This is a genomic window from Phenylobacterium sp. T106, assembly GCF_057219735.1.
The window spans coordinates 766071-780441 of sequence record NZ_JBXVWA010000001.1 but is presented as its reverse complement, the minus strand read 5'-3'; the positions used below and the strand labels follow the sequence as shown (position 1 = coordinate 780441).

Annotated in this window: 13 protein-coding genes and 1 other RNA gene; all 14 read left to right on the top strand. The window is 70.9% G+C overall.

Translation table 11 applies throughout. The features are described 5' to 3' along the window. Nucleotides 1-117: 117 nt before the first annotated feature. The 14 genes from AC2D8W_RS03835 (at nucleotide 118) to AC2D8W_RS03770 (ending at nucleotide 14330) form a co-directional block, all read left to right on the top strand. Nucleotides 118-708 carry a TonB family protein gene (locus AC2D8W_RS03835; RefSeq protein ID WP_484670398.1) on the top strand — a complete coding sequence of 197 codons (591 nt, stop codon included), beginning with the start codon at nucleotides 118-120 and terminating at the stop codon, nucleotides 706-708. A 191-nt stretch (nucleotides 709-899) separates the two neighbouring features. Further along, nucleotides 900-2960 carry an alkaline phosphatase D family protein gene (locus AC2D8W_RS03830; protein WP_484670397.1) on the top strand — a complete coding sequence of 687 codons (2061 nt, stop codon included), beginning with the start codon at nucleotides 900-902 and terminating at the stop codon, nucleotides 2958-2960. A 117-nt stretch (nucleotides 2961-3077) separates the two neighbouring features. After that, nucleotides 3078-4283 carry an acyl-CoA dehydrogenase family protein gene (locus AC2D8W_RS03825; protein ID WP_293481325.1) on the top strand — a complete coding sequence of 402 codons (1206 nt, stop codon included), beginning with the start codon at nucleotides 3078-3080 and terminating at the stop codon, nucleotides 4281-4283. Nucleotides 4284-4331: 48 nt separating this feature from the next. Continuing rightward, on the top strand, nucleotides 4332-5474 hold the full coding sequence (locus AC2D8W_RS03820) for an acyl-CoA dehydrogenase family protein (protein ID WP_484670396.1): 1143 nt from the start codon (nucleotides 4332-4334) through the stop codon (nucleotides 5472-5474). Between the two features lie 189 nt (nucleotides 5475-5663). Next, nucleotides 5664-6257 carry a DUF3052 domain-containing protein gene (locus AC2D8W_RS03815; RefSeq protein ID WP_484670395.1) on the top strand — a complete coding sequence of 198 codons (594 nt, stop codon included), beginning with the start codon at nucleotides 5664-5666 and terminating at the stop codon, nucleotides 6255-6257. Nucleotide 6258: 1 nt separating this feature from the next. Continuing rightward, a complete protein-coding gene (locus AC2D8W_RS03810; protein WP_484670394.1) occupies nucleotides 6259-7344 on the top strand; it encodes an aromatic ring-hydroxylating oxygenase subunit alpha in 1086 nt (361 codons plus the stop codon). Between the two features lie 54 nt (nucleotides 7345-7398). After that, entirely contained in the window at nucleotides 7399-8289 is an 891-nt protein-coding gene (locus AC2D8W_RS03805; protein WP_484670393.1) for an alpha/beta fold hydrolase, read from the top strand. A gap of 39 nt (nucleotides 8290-8328) precedes the next feature. Continuing rightward, nucleotides 8329-9222 carry a DMT family transporter gene (locus tag AC2D8W_RS03800; RefSeq protein ID WP_484670392.1) on the top strand — a complete coding sequence of 298 codons (894 nt, stop codon included), beginning with the start codon at nucleotides 8329-8331 and terminating at the stop codon, nucleotides 9220-9222. Then, nucleotides 9219-9938, top strand: coding sequence for an N-acetylmuramoyl-L-alanine amidase (locus tag AC2D8W_RS03795; RefSeq protein ID WP_484670391.1), 720 nt, complete (start codon nucleotides 9219-9221; stop codon nucleotides 9936-9938). The genes AC2D8W_RS03800 and AC2D8W_RS03795 overlap by 4 nt, the downstream gene beginning before the upstream one ends. A 54-nt stretch (nucleotides 9939-9992) precedes the next feature. Next, nucleotides 9993-10409: RNase P RNA component class A (gene rnpB, locus AC2D8W_RS03790), an RNA gene on the top strand. Nucleotides 10410-10697: 288 nt separating this feature from the next. Continuing rightward, nucleotides 10698-11165: a division/cell wall cluster transcriptional repressor MraZ gene (locus tag AC2D8W_RS03785; RefSeq protein ID WP_293483375.1), complete on the top strand. Its 468-nt coding sequence runs from the start codon at nucleotides 10698-10700 to the stop codon at nucleotides 11163-11165. Further along, the gene (gene rsmH / locus AC2D8W_RS03780) at nucleotides 11162-12103 is read left to right on the top strand and encodes a 16S rRNA (cytosine(1402)-N(4))-methyltransferase RsmH (RefSeq protein WP_484670390.1); all 942 of its coding nucleotides are present in this window, start codon (nucleotides 11162-11164) and stop codon (nucleotides 12101-12103) included. The genes AC2D8W_RS03785 and rsmH overlap by 4 nt, the downstream gene beginning before the upstream one ends. After that, complete coding sequence (gene ftsL, locus AC2D8W_RS03775; protein ID WP_293483379.1) at nucleotides 12100-12579, top strand: cell division protein FtsL; 480 nt, start codon at nucleotides 12100-12102, stop codon at nucleotides 12577-12579. Before rsmH ends, ftsL begins: the two co-directional genes overlap by 4 nt. Further along, nucleotides 12576-14330: a peptidoglycan D,D-transpeptidase FtsI family protein gene (locus tag AC2D8W_RS03770; protein ID WP_484670389.1), complete on the top strand. Its 1755-nt coding sequence runs from the start codon at nucleotides 12576-12578 to the stop codon at nucleotides 14328-14330. The genes ftsL and AC2D8W_RS03770 overlap by 4 nt, the downstream gene beginning before the upstream one ends. The last annotated feature ends 41 nt before the right edge of the window (nucleotides 14331-14371 follow it).

Sequence of the window (14371 nt, the reverse complement as noted above, 5' to 3'; positions counted from 1 at the left end):
TGAGGCGGGGGTTGTGGCGGGTGCGCCGCGCAGTGGCAAGCCATGCAGGGCAAGGTTGCCAACTCCCATGGCCAGGGTTCAGTTTCGGAGAGGTCGCTTCATCGGGGGAACTGGGACATGCCCGCCCTAGTCATCGCGCTCATGCTGCAGGCCGCCGCGCCGCAGCGCCCGCCGCCGTCCACCGCGGACATGCCGGGGTGGAGCAAGACCCCCGGCGCCGAGGAGATGACCAAGGCCTATCCGCCTGCGGCGCTGGCGGCGAACCTCGCCGGCTCGGCGACGATCGAGTGCACGGTCGACGCCGGCGGCGGGCTCAAGGACTGCGTGTCGCTGAGCGAGACCGGCCCCGGCTTCGGCGCCGCCGCACTGGCCGTGAGCGGCGGGTTCCAGATGCCCACCAAGGCGCCGTCCGGCGCCCCCACGGCCGGCCGCACCGTGCGCTTCCCGATCCAGTGGCTGAACCCGGCGAAAGCCAAGCTGCCGGCGATCGTGATCTACGACGACGAGGGCCGGGTTGGGAACGTGGGCTTCAACTGTCGCGTCCGCGACGACCGGAGCCTCGACAACTGCGTCCTGGTCGACTCGCGCCCGCGGAGCCCGAACCTGGTCGCGGCCGCCGGTCCCGCGGCCCTGCGCGCCAAGGCCTCGTCGGGAACCAGGCCGGGCGCGCGGGTGATGGTGCAGGTCGAGTTGCGGGCAAACCGGTAGGGGCGTCGCGGCCCGAGCCAGGCCGCCCGGGCACGCTCGCACGTCCGAGCAGACCAACAGGGCGCCGTCGTCGAGGACGGCGCTGAGCCGCGCCCAGGCGCGCCGGAAAACGCGACGAGCGGTGCTTCCGGCGCGGCCCCATCAGGTGCAGCGTGGGCGAGCGGGGCAGAAGCCCGGGAGCGGGGGCGCCCATGACAAACGATCGCCGGGAGTTCCTGCGCATGGCGGCCGCGATGGGCGCGGCGGTGGCGTGGAGCGGGCCGGCGCGCGCTTCACGCCAGGCCTGGCGCGAGCGCGAGGACCTCTATCCCGAGGGCGTCGCCTCCGGCGATCCGGATTCCCATAGCGTCATCCTATGGACCCGCCGGCCCTATGCCGAGGGCGCGCGGCGCATGCTCTCGGTCGAGGTCGCCGAAGACCGTGAGTTCCGCCGCGTCGTGGCCCGCGCCCGCACCCCCGTCTCTTCGGCGGCGGACTGGACGACGCGGGTGCTGGTCGGAGGGCTGCGGCCGTCGCGCGTCTACTGGTACCGCTTCGCCGACGCCGAGGGGAACGGCAGCCGGGTGGGGCGGACCGTCACCGCGCCGCGCGACGGCGATCCCAGGCCTGTCACCTTCGCGTTCGTGAGCTGCCAGAGCATCAACGAGGGCAAGCTGAACGGCTATCGCCGCATGATCTTCGAGGACGAGCGGGCGAAGCCGGAGGACCAGCTGGGCTTCGTCCTCCACCTGGGGGACTTCATCTACGAGGTGCTGCAGTACCCGGAGGAGGGCGGCAAGCGCTTCGACCGCACGATTTACGAGGTGGCGCGGTTCCCCGACGGCGGCAGGACCGGAAAACTGCACTATCCGCTGACCCTGGAGGGCTATCGCGCCTGCTATCGGAGCTTCCTGGCGGACCCGGACCTGAAGGACGCGCGGGCGCGCTGGCCGTTCGTGGCCATCTGGGACAACCACGAATTCTCCTGGCAGGGCTGGCAGAGCATCCTGAAGCAGGGCGGTCCCGCCCGTCCCGGCCAGACGCTGAAGGTCGCCGCGAACCAGGCTTGGTGGGAGTATCTGCCGTCCCGTTGCCGGAAGGCCGCGGGCGCGTCGTGGGACACGTTCGACCCGCCCACCGTCCAGGACGTGAAGATCGAGCGCTGGGACGCCGACGGCCTGGGCGACGAGCCGAACAACCTCGCGGCGATCAACAGCCTGATCGGCTACCGCGCCTTCCGCTACGGGCGACACCTGGAGCTGCTCATCACCGACCAGCACAGCTATCGCAGCGCGAGCCCATTCGAGGACCCCGCCCTCGACAAGCTGACGCCGCCGGAGTTCCTCGGCATGTTCCAGGAGGACGCGGCCCAGACCCTGGACGCGGGCCGCACCGCCAACGGAGGGCGTCCGCCCGACCAGCTGACCTATGGCGGCGTCAGCGTGCCCAATCCCCAGAAGGACGCGCCGCCGCAGACCATCCTGGGGGCCGAGCAGAAGGCCTGGTTCAAGGCCCGGCTGAAGGCGTCGCGCGCCACCTGGAAGATCTGGGGCAACTCCAAGGGCGCGCTGGTTTCGCGCGCCGATCCCCAGAACCTGCCGGCCGGCATGGTCAAGCCCTGGCCCGACGACTTTGCGATCCTCGCCGCGGGGGACCACAGCACCGCCTATGCCGAGCGCGCCGAGATCTGCGACCTGGTCCGCGACGCGGAAATCACCGGATTCGCCATCGTCTCTGGGGATCGCCACAGCTTCTGGGCCGGCTACGCGTCGGCTCAGCTCCCCCCAGGCAAATTCGAACCGGTAGGCCTGAGCTTCATCGGGGGGTCACTCTCTAGCCCGGGGGGCCTGGAGGCGTACGAACACACCCTCAAGAAGGACCATCCGCTGCGGCCGCTGTTCCTGGCGGACCGGCCGGGCGCGGCCAAACCCGACCCGACCTTCAACATGCTGCTGAAGCACGGGGTGCGGGCCTGCCTCGAGTACGCCCGGAGCTTCGACGCGGGCGCCGCGCGTGCGCTTTCGAACCCCGCGCTCGCGCCGCACCTCGAGTTCGTGGACATGGGCGGGCATGGCTACGCCACGGTCCGGCTCAGCGCCGACGAGATGCGCACCGAGTTCGTCTGCATCCCGCGCCCGATCGCGCGCAGCGAACGGCCGGACGGCGGCGATCTCCGCTATCGCGTGGTCCACACCGCCAGGCGGTGGAAGCCCGGCGAGCGCCCTCGGCTCGTCCGGGAGGTGCTGGAGGGGGATCCGGGGCTGTCGGTCTGAGCGGGAGCGGGCGATGTGACCTTACGTTGACGCAAGCGTCATCTTTCGCGCCGGCATCGCCGCGCGTATAGGGTCGGCCCGAGAGCGGCGCATGTGGCGCCCGACGGAGCAGTGGCCATGAACCTCGACTTCACCCCGGAAGAAAACGCCTTCCGCGAGGAGGTCCGGACCTTCATCGCGGAGAACTACCCCGCCGAGCTGCGCAAGGCGCAGGACGAGGGCCGCCCGCTGACCAAGGACGAGTACCTTCTCTGGCACAAGGTGCTGGCGAAGAAGGGCTGGGTGGCGCCGGGCTGGCCGAAGGAACTGGGCGGCACGGGCTGGACGCCCACGCAGAAGTACATCTGGTCCGAGGAGACCGCCCGCGCCGATTGCCTGGGCCTCCTGCCCTTCGGCCTGTCGATGCTGGCCCCGGTGATCTACACCTTCGGCACCGACGAGCAGAAGAAGCGGTTCCTGCCGGGCATCTACAACGGCGAGGTCTGGTGGTGCCAGGGCTACTCCGAGCCGGGCGCGGGTTCCGACCTGGCCAACCTCAAGACCAAGGCCGAGCGCATCACCGGCGACGACGGCAAGGAGTACTACCTCGTCAACGGCCAGAAGACGTGGACGACCCTGGGCCAGCACGCCGACTGGGGCTTCTTCCTCGTGCGCACCGATCCCGACGCCAAGCCGCAGTCGGGCATCTCGTTCCTGCTGATCGACATGAAGACGCCCGGCATCACTGTGCGCCCGATCATCACCCTGGAAGGCGGCCACGAGGTCAACGACGTCTTCCTCGACAACGTGAAGGTGCCGGTCGAGAACCGCATCTTCCATGAGAACCAGGGCTGGACCTGCGCCAAGGCGCTGCTGGCGCACGAGCGCAGCGGGATCGCCGGCGTGGCGCGCTCGAAGCGCAATCTCGAGAAGCTGCGGACCATCGCGGGCACCGAGCGGAGCGACACGGGCTCGGCGCTGATCGCGGACAGCTTCTTCCGCCGCAAGGTGGCCGAGCTGGAGATCGACCTGACCGCGCTGGAGTTCACCGAGCTGCGCACGCTGGCCGGTGAATCGAGCGGCAAGGGCCCCGGCCCCGAGAGCTCGATCCTCAAGATCAAGGGCACCGAGATCCAGCAGCGCCTGCAGGAGCTGGCGCTGGAGGCGGTGGGCCACTACGGCGCGCCGTTCCTGCGCGACCTGGGCGGCAACGCCGCCGGCGTCGGACCCGAGTACGCCGAAGGCCTCGCGGGCGAGATGTTCAACGGCCGCAAGACCTCGATCTACGGCGGCTCGAACGAGATCCAGCGCAACATCATCGCCAAGGCGGTGCTGGGGCTCTAAAGCTCAAGCCAACCACCCAGAACACACACCAGCGGAAGAGACGGCCCCGTGGATTTCAGCTTCACCGAAGAACAGTCGATGCTTCGCGACACGGTCGCGGCGTACCTCGCGGACAACTACGACTTCGACAAGCGTCGGGCCGTGGTGACCAGGGAGCCGGGCTGGCGGCCGGAGGTCTGGAAGGCCTTCGCCGAGGAACTCGGCATCCTGGGGGCGCCGTTCTCGGAAGAGCTGGGCGGCCTGGGCGGCGGTCCGATCGAGAACATGGTCGTGATGGAGGAGTTCGGTAAGGCGCTGGTCGTCGAGCCCTACCTCGGCACGGTGGTGATCGGCGGCGGCTTCCTGAAGCACTCGGGCCACGCCGGCGCGGCCGACCTGATCGGCGGGATCATCGAGGGCAAGAACATCTTCGCCTTCGCCTACGCCGAGCCCAAGGGCCGCTACAACCTGGCCGCTCTGGAAACGACGGCGAAGAAGGACGGCGCCGGCTGGGTGCTGAACGGGCACAAGGCGGTGGTGCTGGGCGCCCCGTTCGCCACCCACCTGATCGTCACCGCGCGCACCGCCGGCGGCCCCCGCGACGCGCAGGGCGTCTCGGTGTTCCTGGTCGAGAAGGGCGCCAAGGGCGTCACCACGCGCGACTATCCGACGGTCGACGGCAACCGCGCCTCGGAGGTCTACTTCGAGAACGTGAGCCTGGGCGCCGACGCCCTGATCGGCCCGGCCGACAACGGCCTGCCGCTGGTGGAGAAGGTGGTGGACGAGGCGATCTCGGCCACCTGCGCCGAGGCCTGCGGCGTGCTGCGCAAGCTGCACGAGGGCACGCTGGAGTACACCAAGCAGCGCAAGCAGTTCGGCGTGCCGATCAGCTCGTTCCAGGTGCTGCAGCACCGCATGGTCGACATGTTCATCAACGTCGAGCAGGCGGTGTCGATGACCTACATGGCCAACATCAAGGTCACCGACGACGCCGAGCGCGCGAAGGCGGTGTCGGCCGCCAAGGTGCAGATCGGCAAGGCCTGCCGCTTCGTCGGCCAGAACGCCATCCAGCTGCACGGCGGCATGGGCATGACCGACGAGATGGCGATCGGCCATTACTTCAAGCGCGCCACCATGATCGAGACCGCCTTCGGCTCGGTGGATCACCACCTTGCCCGATACGAGTCCCTGAGCCTGGGTCAGGCGGCGTAGGGCGGCTCCGCCAACGGCGCATCCGAGTTCCTAATGACGGCCCGCAGGCGGCGACGCTTGCGGGCCTTCGTCTTTATCCGTCAAGGCCCGGCCTGGGCCGTGAGGCTTGCGGTGAACCGCTTCGTCGTCGCGGACCTCCCCGGACGAGCGGGGGATGACAGCGGCGGATGGTCTGCGCAAAGCTGCGCCATGGGCAAGGACGCACAGGTGGCGGCGCGGTTCGCGGACGGAGCCGACAAGGGCCGGCTGCAGTACGAGGCGGCGAGGCTGGTCTTCCGCGGGCGGGCGCGCCGGGCCTGGACGGGCGAGGCCCTGAAGGGTCTGCGCGCCGAAGGCGGCGATCTGGTGCTGGCCGACGGCGCCCGCTTCAGCCTGGGCGAGCCGCAGGCGGCGCGGTGGGCCGACGCCATCGCCAATCCCAAGAGCCGGCTGGACAAGATCGGCGTGAAGCCCGGCATGCGGGCCGCCGTGCTGGGCGTGGCGGACGCAGCCCTCGCCGGCGAGCTCGCAGCGCGGGACGTCCAGCTGACGGACGATCTCACGGCGCTCGACCTGCTCTTCTATGCCGCGGACAACGCCGACGAACTGGCCCGCATCGGCGGCCTGGTCCCCGCCCTGGCCGAGCGCGGCGCGTTGTGGGTGGTCTCGCGCAAGGGCAAGGCCGCGACCGTCAAGGACGTGGACGTGATGGCCGCCGCCAAGTCGTTCGGCCTGGTCGACAACAAGGTGGTCGGGTTCTCCGATACGCTGACGGCGCTGCGGTTCGTGAAGCGGAGGTCCTGAGATGTCCGAGATCCTGCAGGACGCCTACGGTCCCGACACAGACGACGTCCGCGGAGCCCTGGCGCTGCCGGGGCGCGCCTACCTCGATCCCGCCGTCTTCGCCGCCGAAGCCGACGCCGTGCTGCGGGCCGGATGGCTGCCGGTGGCGCGCGAGAGCGACGTCGCCGCGCCGGGGGACTATCGGTCCGTGGATCTCCTGGACACCCCGCTCGTGGTCACGCGGGACTCCGAGGGGGAGATCCGCGTGCTGTCGCGCGTCTGCCGCCACCGCGGCATGCCGGTGGTCGAGGGCTCGGGCAACGCCAAGGCCCTGACCTGCCCCTATCACCTCTGGCGCTACCGGCTGGACGGAAGCCTGGCCGCGGCGCCGGCGATGGAGCGTTCGCAGACCTTCGACGCGGCCGCTTGCGGCCTGCCGCGGATCGCGAGCACACGCTGGGGGGGCTGGGTCTTCGCCAACCTCGACGGACGCGCCGCGCCGCTGGCGCCGCAGCTGGAACCCCTGGCCGAACGCATCGCCTACGCCCAACCCGAAACCCTGGTGACGGTCGGGGTGGTCGAGTTCGACTCGCCCTGGAACTGGAAGGTGATGGTCGAGAACTTCCTGGAGTCCTACCACCACATCGGACCGCACGCGGCGACCCTGCAGCAGACCAACCCGGGGCTTGGAACCTACGAGGGGACGGGCGGCGACCTCTTCACGATCCTCGAGAACCCGCCTGCCGAGGGGCACGACCCGTTCGTGGTGGCCGCGATCTTCCCGCTCACGCTGATGTTCTTCAGCCAGGGTGAGGCGCCGGTGGGCGTCTGGTATGAGCTCAGCCAGCTTCAGTCGGCGGCGTTCCGGCTGCGCGTGCACCTGCTGGCGCCGCCAGCGCTCGCGGCCTCGCCGGAGTTCGCGGCGGGGTTCCGGGAGCAGGTGACGGCGATCCACATGGAGGACATCCCCGCGTGCGACGGCGTGCAGAGGGGCGTCGCGAGCCCGCTCTACGCGCCGGGGCCGCTCAGCCATCTGGAAGCCTGCCTCTGGCGCTTCCACCGGTTCCTCAGGCGCTGCGGGGCGAGCGCGAGCTTACCTGCGGCGTAATCGACGGCCTTCCCGGCGGGCGCGACCCTGCGTCCATTGTGAAGGAGTCCTCCCATGAACCGTCGCCAGATCCTCTCCGCCAGCCTGGCCGCCGCCGGCGCCGCCGCCGCGCCCCGGGCATCCGCCGCCCCGCGGCGCAGGGTGGACGTCCGCGCGAAGGACGGGACCCGGCTGTTCCATCGTGACTGGGGGGAGGGCCCGCCGGTGGTGTTCGTCTCGAGCTGGGCGCTCTCGAGCGAGATGTGGGCCTACCAGGTGTCGCACCTGGCCGACGCGGGTTTCCGCTGCATCGCCTTCGACCGGCGGGGCCACGGCCGCTCGGATGTCCCGGCCGGCGGCTACGACATGGACACCCTGGCCGACGACCTGGCCGCAGTGATCCAGCAGCTCGGACTGTCCGAGGTGGACCTCGTGACCCACTCCATGGGCGCCGCCGAGGCGGCCCGCTACGTGGCGCGCCATGGGACGGGCCGCGTGCGCCGGATCGCCCTGGTCGCCCCCGCCGGACCCTGCCTGGCCCAGAGGGCCGACAATCCCCACGGCGCGCCTCGGGCCGCCTTCGACGCGCGCATGGCCGAGTGGAAGGCCGACTTCCCGGCGTGGGCGCGGGCGAACCAGGCGCCCTTCTTCACGCCGCAGACGTCGCCGGCGATGCAGGCGTGGCTGGTGGACCTGATGCTGGCCACGCCGGCGCCGGTGGCGATCGCCACGTTCCGCGGGCTGGTGGAGGCCGACGTGCGGCCGGACCTTCGGCGGGTCGACCGGCCGACGCTGATCCTGCACGGCGACCAGGACGCCTCGGCGCCGCTGGAGATCACGGGACGGCGCTTCGCCGCCGGCATCCGAGGCTCAGAGCTCAAGGTCTACCCCGGCGCCCCGCACGGCCTCTTCGTCACGCACATGGAGCGGGTGAACCGCGACCTGGAGGTATTCCTGAAGGGATGACGGTTGAGCCGGGGCCCGGGGCGCCGTACCCGGACCCCGATGGCGCTCCGCGACTTCGCCCTGCTCATGGTCATGTGCCTGATCTGGGCGATCAACAACATCGTCTCGAAGTATGTGGTGAGCACGCTGGACGTGCCGCCGCTGTTCTACGCGGCTGCGCGCTTCGTGATCGTGGCCGCCTGCCTGATCCCCTTCCTGCGCCCCGCGCCGCGCCTGCTGTGGCGCCTGATGCTGACCGCCTTCCTGATGGGCGGCGGCAACTTCGGGCTGATGTTCGTGGGCCTGAAGTACGCCACGCCGTCGGCGGCGGCGGTGGTGCTGCAGCTGGGCATGCCGATGACGCTGATCCTGTCCATGATCTTCCTGGGCGAGCGGATCCGCTGGCGCCGCGGACTCGGCATCCTGCTCACCTTCGCCGGCGTGCTGACGGTGATGTGGAATCCCGCGGGCCTCGCCATGTCCATGGGCCTCATGCTGATCGCCGGCGCCACGGTGATGTCGGCCGTCGGCGTCATCCTGACCAAGCAGATCGAGGGGATGCGGCCCATCACCTTCCAAGCCTGGGTGGGGCTGGTCTCGGTGGGGCCGATGGCGGCGCTGTCGGCCTGGCTGGAGCCGGGGCAGGTGGAGACGGCCATCGCCGCGGGCTGGCCGTTCCTGGCCGCGCTGATGTTCTCGGCGCTGATCGTCTCGGTGGGCGCGCACACCGTCTACGTCACCCTGCTGCAGCGCTACGAGGCGAACCTGATCTCGGCCCTGATCCTGGTGACGCCGCTGCTCACGATCGCGCTGGGCGTCGCGGTGATGAACGATCCGCTGGGGCCGCGGCTGGTCATCGGCAGCGTGCTGGCGCTCGCGGGCGTCTTGATCATCGCGCTGCGGGGCAGTCAGGTGATGGCCCTTCTGCTCGCGCTCCGGAACCGTGGCGAATGAACCTGATCGAGGCGCCCTCGCCGAATTTCGACGCCCGCACGGCGCCGCCCAGCGTGCTGGTGCTGCACTACACCGGCATGAAGACGGGCGAGGAGGCCATCGCGCGCCTGCGCGACCCGGAGGCCCGCGTCAGCGCGCACTATGTGGTCGAGGAGGACGGCCGGGTCTTCCGGCTGGTGCCCGAGGAACGTCGCGCCTGGCATGCCGGCGTCTCGTTCTGGCGCGGCCGCCGAGGCGTGAACGCCGACTCCATCGGCATCGAGATCGTCAATCCGGGGCATGAATGGGGCTACCGCGCCTTTCCGGAGGCCCAGGTGGCGGCGGTGATCGAGCTTTTGGCCGACATCCGCAGTCGCTGGACGATCGAGGACCGCGACATCGTGGGCCACGCCGATGTGGCGCCCGCCCGCAAGGAGGACCCGGGCGAACTCTTCCCGTGGAAGCGTCTGGCCGAGGCCGGCCACGGGCTCTGGGCCGAGGCGCCCGCCGCGCCGGGCGCGCCGATCGGCGAGGGCGAGGAGGGCGCCGCCGTGTTCGCGCTGCAGGCCGGCCTCACGCGCCTGGGCTACGACCTGCCGCCCTCGGGCGTGTTCGACGCCGACACCGCCGCGGTGGTCCGCGCTTTCCAGCGGCACTGGCGGCAGGGGCGGGTGGACGGGGTGGCCGACGGCGAGACCCGGGCGCGACTGATCGCGCTGCTTCGACTGGCCGGGTGAGGTCCGGCGCGCCCCCTGCCCACGCGGGGAGCGACGTGGTAGAGGACCCGCGGATCAGACGGCCGGGCGGTCGCGGCCCTTCGGGGTCGAGGAAAGTCCGGGCTCCACGACGACATGGCGGTGGGTAACGCCCACCGGGGGTGACCCCAGGGATAGCGCCACAGAGAGCAGACCGCCCTGCTCCGCAAAGGCTTCGCCGGGCTCGCCCTCCGAAGCTGAGCGAAGGAGGGTAAGGGTGAAAGGGTGGGGTAAGAGCCCACCGGGCCGCTGGCGACAGGGGCCGCATGGCAAGCCCCGCCAGGAGCAAGACCGAATAGGGATCCCGCGCGCTCGCAAGAGGGCAGGGCCGTCGCCGGCTCAGGGGTCCGGGTAGGTCGCGAGAACCGGCCGGCAACGGCCGGTCCAGAGGAATGACCGCCGCGTCTCCGCAAGGAGGCGGCACAGAACCCGGCTTACAGGCCGTCTGATCTCTTGACGCTCATTGGGACGCGCTGACACCGGCGCGGCGTTGGCCACCAGGGCGACGAAATCACGCCTCAGGCTTCATCGCGCCCAAGTTGTTCCAAGTATGTTCTGTGGATAACTCGTGCGCATTAACCATGGCCGCGCTGGACGCCGTTGTTTTCGCGCAAATAGTCATCTGGTGTCATTGAAACCCACTCAGTCCCATGTTAACCCAATTGCAATTCGTCGGTCGGAACGCGGGGTCGGGCGCGGGTTCCGGGAGGCGCGGCGAAGGGCAGGGGGTCGGTCGGAGAGATGTTTCTCTCGACGTTCGAGAAGCAGCTGGACGCGAAGCGGCGCATCGTCGTGCCGCAGGAATACCGCGCCGCGCTCTCGGGCCCCGCCGACGGCGTCTTCGTCTTCCCCTCCATCCGCTCTGATTGCATCGAAGGCGGCGGCCAAGCGCTGTTCGACCGCTATGGCGCGATGGCCGACGAGCTGGAGTTCGGCGACGAGCTCCGCGACTCCATCGAGCGCAACGTCTTCGGCGAGATGCAGAAGCTGAGCTTCGACACCGCGGGTCGCATCACCCTGCCCGAGCCGCTTTGCGAGCAGTACGGCATCACCGACTGGGTGGCCGTCGTGGGCCTGCGCGACCGTTTCGAGATCTGGGAGCGCGACGCCTACCGCGCCCAGCGCGCGGCGGATCGCGAACGGGCCCGCACGGGCCTCGCCGAGATGCGGGTGCGCCAGCGCGCCGCCCGCCTGGGAGGCGCCGGATGAGCGCCTCGGGAAAGCCCCATATCCCCGTCCTTCTCGACGAGGTCATCGACGCCCTGGCCTGCGGGGCCGGCGGGACGGTCGTGGACGGCACCTTCGGCGCGGGCGGCTACACCCGCGCCATCCTCGCGACGGGCGCGAAGGTCGTGGCCTTTGACCGCGACCCTACGGTCCGTCGCTTTGCCGCGGGATTTCCGGAAGACCGCTTCAGACTGGTGGAAGCCACCTTCTCGGAAATGGACGCGGTGCTGGGCGAGGGCCACGCCGACGGCGTGGCCCTCGACCTCGGCGTCTCGTCGATGCAGCTGGACGAGGCCGGGCGGGGCTTCTCGTTCATGGCCGACGGGCCGCTCGACATGCGCATGGGCGATAGCGGCCCGACCGCCGCCGACCTCGTCAACACCGCCGAGCAGGATGAGCTTGCCCGGATCATCTTCGTCTATGGCGAGGAGCGGGAGAGCCGCCGCATCGCGCGCGCCATCGTCCGGCGCCGGGCCGAGAAGCCGTTCACCCGCACGCTGGAGCTGGCCGAGTTCGTCGAGCAGGCGCTGGGCGGCCGCAGGGGCGCCAAGATCCATCCCGCCACTCGCACCTTCCAGGGCCTCCGGATCGCCGTGAACGACGAACTGGGCGAACTGGAGGCCGGGCTGGCCGCCGCCGAACGCGTCCTGAAGGCCGGCGGACGGCTCTGCGTCGTCACGTTCCATTCGCTCGAGGACAGAATCGTGAAGACGTTCCTCGGCGAGCGGGCGGGGCGGACGCCTTCCGGGTCGCGGCATGCGCCTCCGCTGGCGCAGGGACCCGCGCCCACGTTCCGTCTCCTCTTCAACGGCGCGCAAGGCCCGTCGGAAGCGGAGGTGGCGGCCAATCCCCGCGCCCGCTCGGCGAAGCTGAGGGCGGCGGTGAGGACCGACGCCCCGGCCTGGAGGGCGGCGGCATGAGCGTGTTCACGAAGAGGGTTCGGGGCTTTCGCCTCGTCGATCTGATCGGCGTGGGCCTGCTGGTGGTGCTGATCCTCGGCGTCTACCTCGCCAAGACCATGGCCGGCCGCGAGCGCGCCCAGATCGCGACCGTCGAGCGCCAGATCGCCGCCGAGAAGGCCCGCATCCGCCTGCTGCAGGCCGAGGTCGCGCACCTCGAGCAGCCCGGCCGGCTCGAACGGCTCGCCGCCACCTTCCTGAAAATGGAGATGGTGCCGGCCAACCGCGAGGCGACCGCCGACCAGCTCATCGACCTGGCCCGCGCCGGGCCGGCGCCCAAGGCCGAACATCCATCGCCGGTGGCCGCCATGGTGGCCCAGGCGGACCACGTCCCGGGCGTCCCGCCGCCCCCGCCCGCGGAAGCCGCTCCCGTGCGCGTCGCCCAGGCCGCGACCCTGGCGCCGGCGCCCGCGACGCCGCCCGGAGCCGCCCGATGAGCCTGGGCCAGAACGCGTTCGGCCGCAGGGGCCTGCCGCGTTGGCTCGTCGAGCGCGTCTGGGGGCTCGAGCATGCGTTCGAGCGCGCCCGCGCATCGGGACGTCCCGAGGACGACACGCGCCTGCGCATCTTCTTCGTGCTGGTCCTGTTCAGCCTGGGCTTCCTGTGGCTGGCGGTCGGCGCCACCCGCGCGGCGCTGTTCTCCGACGCCCGCCACAGCCGGATGGCCGCGCCGCTCGGCGCCTCGCGGGCCGACCTCGTCGACCGCAACGGCATGCTGCTGGCGGCCGACCTGCTGCACTACGGCCTCTACATCGATCCGCGCGAGATCTGGGACCCCGGCGAGACCCGCCGCGCGCTGCTCTCGACCCTTCCCAACCTCGAGCCCCAGCGGCTCGAGCGGGCCCTGCGCGGGAACCGGCGGATCTTCGTCCTGGGCGCGCTGACCCCGGCCGAACGGAACAAGGTGCACCAGCTGGGCCTGCCGGGCGTGACCTTCGAGCCCGAGCAGCGCCGCGTGTACCCGCTCGGGCCGTCGGCGGCGCACATCATCGGATTCTCCGACGCCGGCGGCGAAGGGCTGTCGGGCGCGGAAGCGGCGTTCAACGAAGAGATTCGCGCCGGCGCGGCCGGCGGCCGGCCCGCGCCGCTCTCCATCGACCTGCGCGTGCAGGGCGCGCTGGAGGACGAGCTCTGGAAGGCCGTCGCCGAGTTCACGCCGAAGGGCGCCGTGGGCCTCGTGACCGACGTCCACACCGGAGAGATCCTGGGGCTCGCCAGCTGGCCGGTGTTCGACCCCAACAAGCCGGGCAAGGCCGGCGTCTACGCCCAGACGAACCGGGCGGCGGCCTCAGTGTTCGAGATGGGCTCGACCTTCAAGGGCTTCACCGTCGCGATCGGCCTGGACACCGGCGTCGCCACGCCCGAGACCACCTTCGACGCCACCCAGCCGTTCAAGCTGGGCTACCGGACGATCCACGACTACCACGCGGCCCGGAAGGTCCTGAACCTGGTCGAGGTGTTCCAGCACTCCTCGAACATCGGCACCGCCAAGCTCGCCGTGGGCATCGGCCCGCAGCGGATGGGGAACTACTTCAGCGGCCTGGGCCTGACGTCGCCGGCGAAGGTGGAGCTGATCGAGACGGCCCGTCCGCTCACGCCCAAGGTGTGGAACGACGACGCCGTGGCCTCCACGTCCTTCGGCCATGGGATCAACGTGACGCCGCTCGCCCTCGCCCGGGCCTACGGCGCCGTTCTCAACGGCGGGAAGTTGATCCCGCTCACCGTCCGCAAGCTGGAACCCGGGACCAAGGTGGATGGTCCCAGGGTCATGTCGGAACGCACCTCGCTGCAGATGCTGTCGATCATGCGCGCCAACGTGACCGGCGGTTCGGGCAAGTCGGCGAACATCCCCGGTCTGGCCGTGGGCGGGAAGACCGGCACCGGCGAGAAGTACGACCCTGCGATCCGCGGTTACAGCCGCGCCAAGCAGGTCTCGTCGTTCGCGGCGATCTTCCCGACCCACGGGGGCGTCGACACGAAGCGCTACTTCGTCCTGATCCTGCTCGACGAGCCCCGCGCCACCGCGCGCAGCGCCGGCTACGCCACGGGCGGCTGGGTGGCCGCGCCGGCGGCGGGGCGGGTGATCGAGCGCATCGCGCCGTTCCTGGGCGTCCAGCGCCGGCCCGAGCTGGGCCAGGCCATCCCGGTGGAGCAGCCCACCGTGGAAGAACTGGGCGAGGGCCGATGACCCGGCTCCGCCAAGCCTCCGCAGGGCCTCGGCCCGATCCT

Coding starts and splice junctions, on each gene's coding strand:
- AC2D8W_RS03835 (WP_484670398.1), top strand. CDS start 118: ATGCCCGCCCTAGTCATCGCGCTCATGCTGCAGGCCGCCGCGCCGCAG.
- AC2D8W_RS03830 (WP_484670397.1), top strand. CDS start 900: ATGACAAACGATCGCCGGGAGTTCCTGCGCATGGCGGCCGCGATGGGC.
- AC2D8W_RS03825 (WP_293481325.1), top strand. CDS start 3,078: ATGAACCTCGACTTCACCCCGGAAGAAAACGCCTTCCGCGAGGAGGTC.
- AC2D8W_RS03815 (WP_484670395.1), top strand. CDS start 5,664: ATGGGCAAGGACGCACAGGTGGCGGCGCGGTTCGCGGACGGAGCCGAC.
- AC2D8W_RS03810 (WP_484670394.1), top strand. CDS start 6,259: ATGTCCGAGATCCTGCAGGACGCCTACGGTCCCGACACAGACGACGTC.
- AC2D8W_RS03805 (WP_484670393.1), top strand. CDS start 7,399: ATGAACCGTCGCCAGATCCTCTCCGCCAGCCTGGCCGCCGCCGGCGCC.
- AC2D8W_RS03800 (WP_484670392.1), top strand. CDS start 8,329: ATGGCGCTCCGCGACTTCGCCCTGCTCATGGTCATGTGCCTGATCTGG.
- AC2D8W_RS03795 (WP_484670391.1), top strand. CDS start 9,219: ATGAACCTGATCGAGGCGCCCTCGCCGAATTTCGACGCCCGCACGGCG.
- AC2D8W_RS03785 (WP_293483375.1), top strand. CDS start 10,698: ATGTTTCTCTCGACGTTCGAGAAGCAGCTGGACGCGAAGCGGCGCATC.
- rsmH (WP_484670390.1), top strand. CDS start 11,162: ATGAGCGCCTCGGGAAAGCCCCATATCCCCGTCCTTCTCGACGAGGTC.
- ftsL (WP_293483379.1), top strand. CDS start 12,100: ATGAGCGTGTTCACGAAGAGGGTTCGGGGCTTTCGCCTCGTCGATCTG.
- AC2D8W_RS03770 (WP_484670389.1), top strand. CDS start 12,576: ATGAGCCTGGGCCAGAACGCGTTCGGCCGCAGGGGCCTGCCGCGTTGG.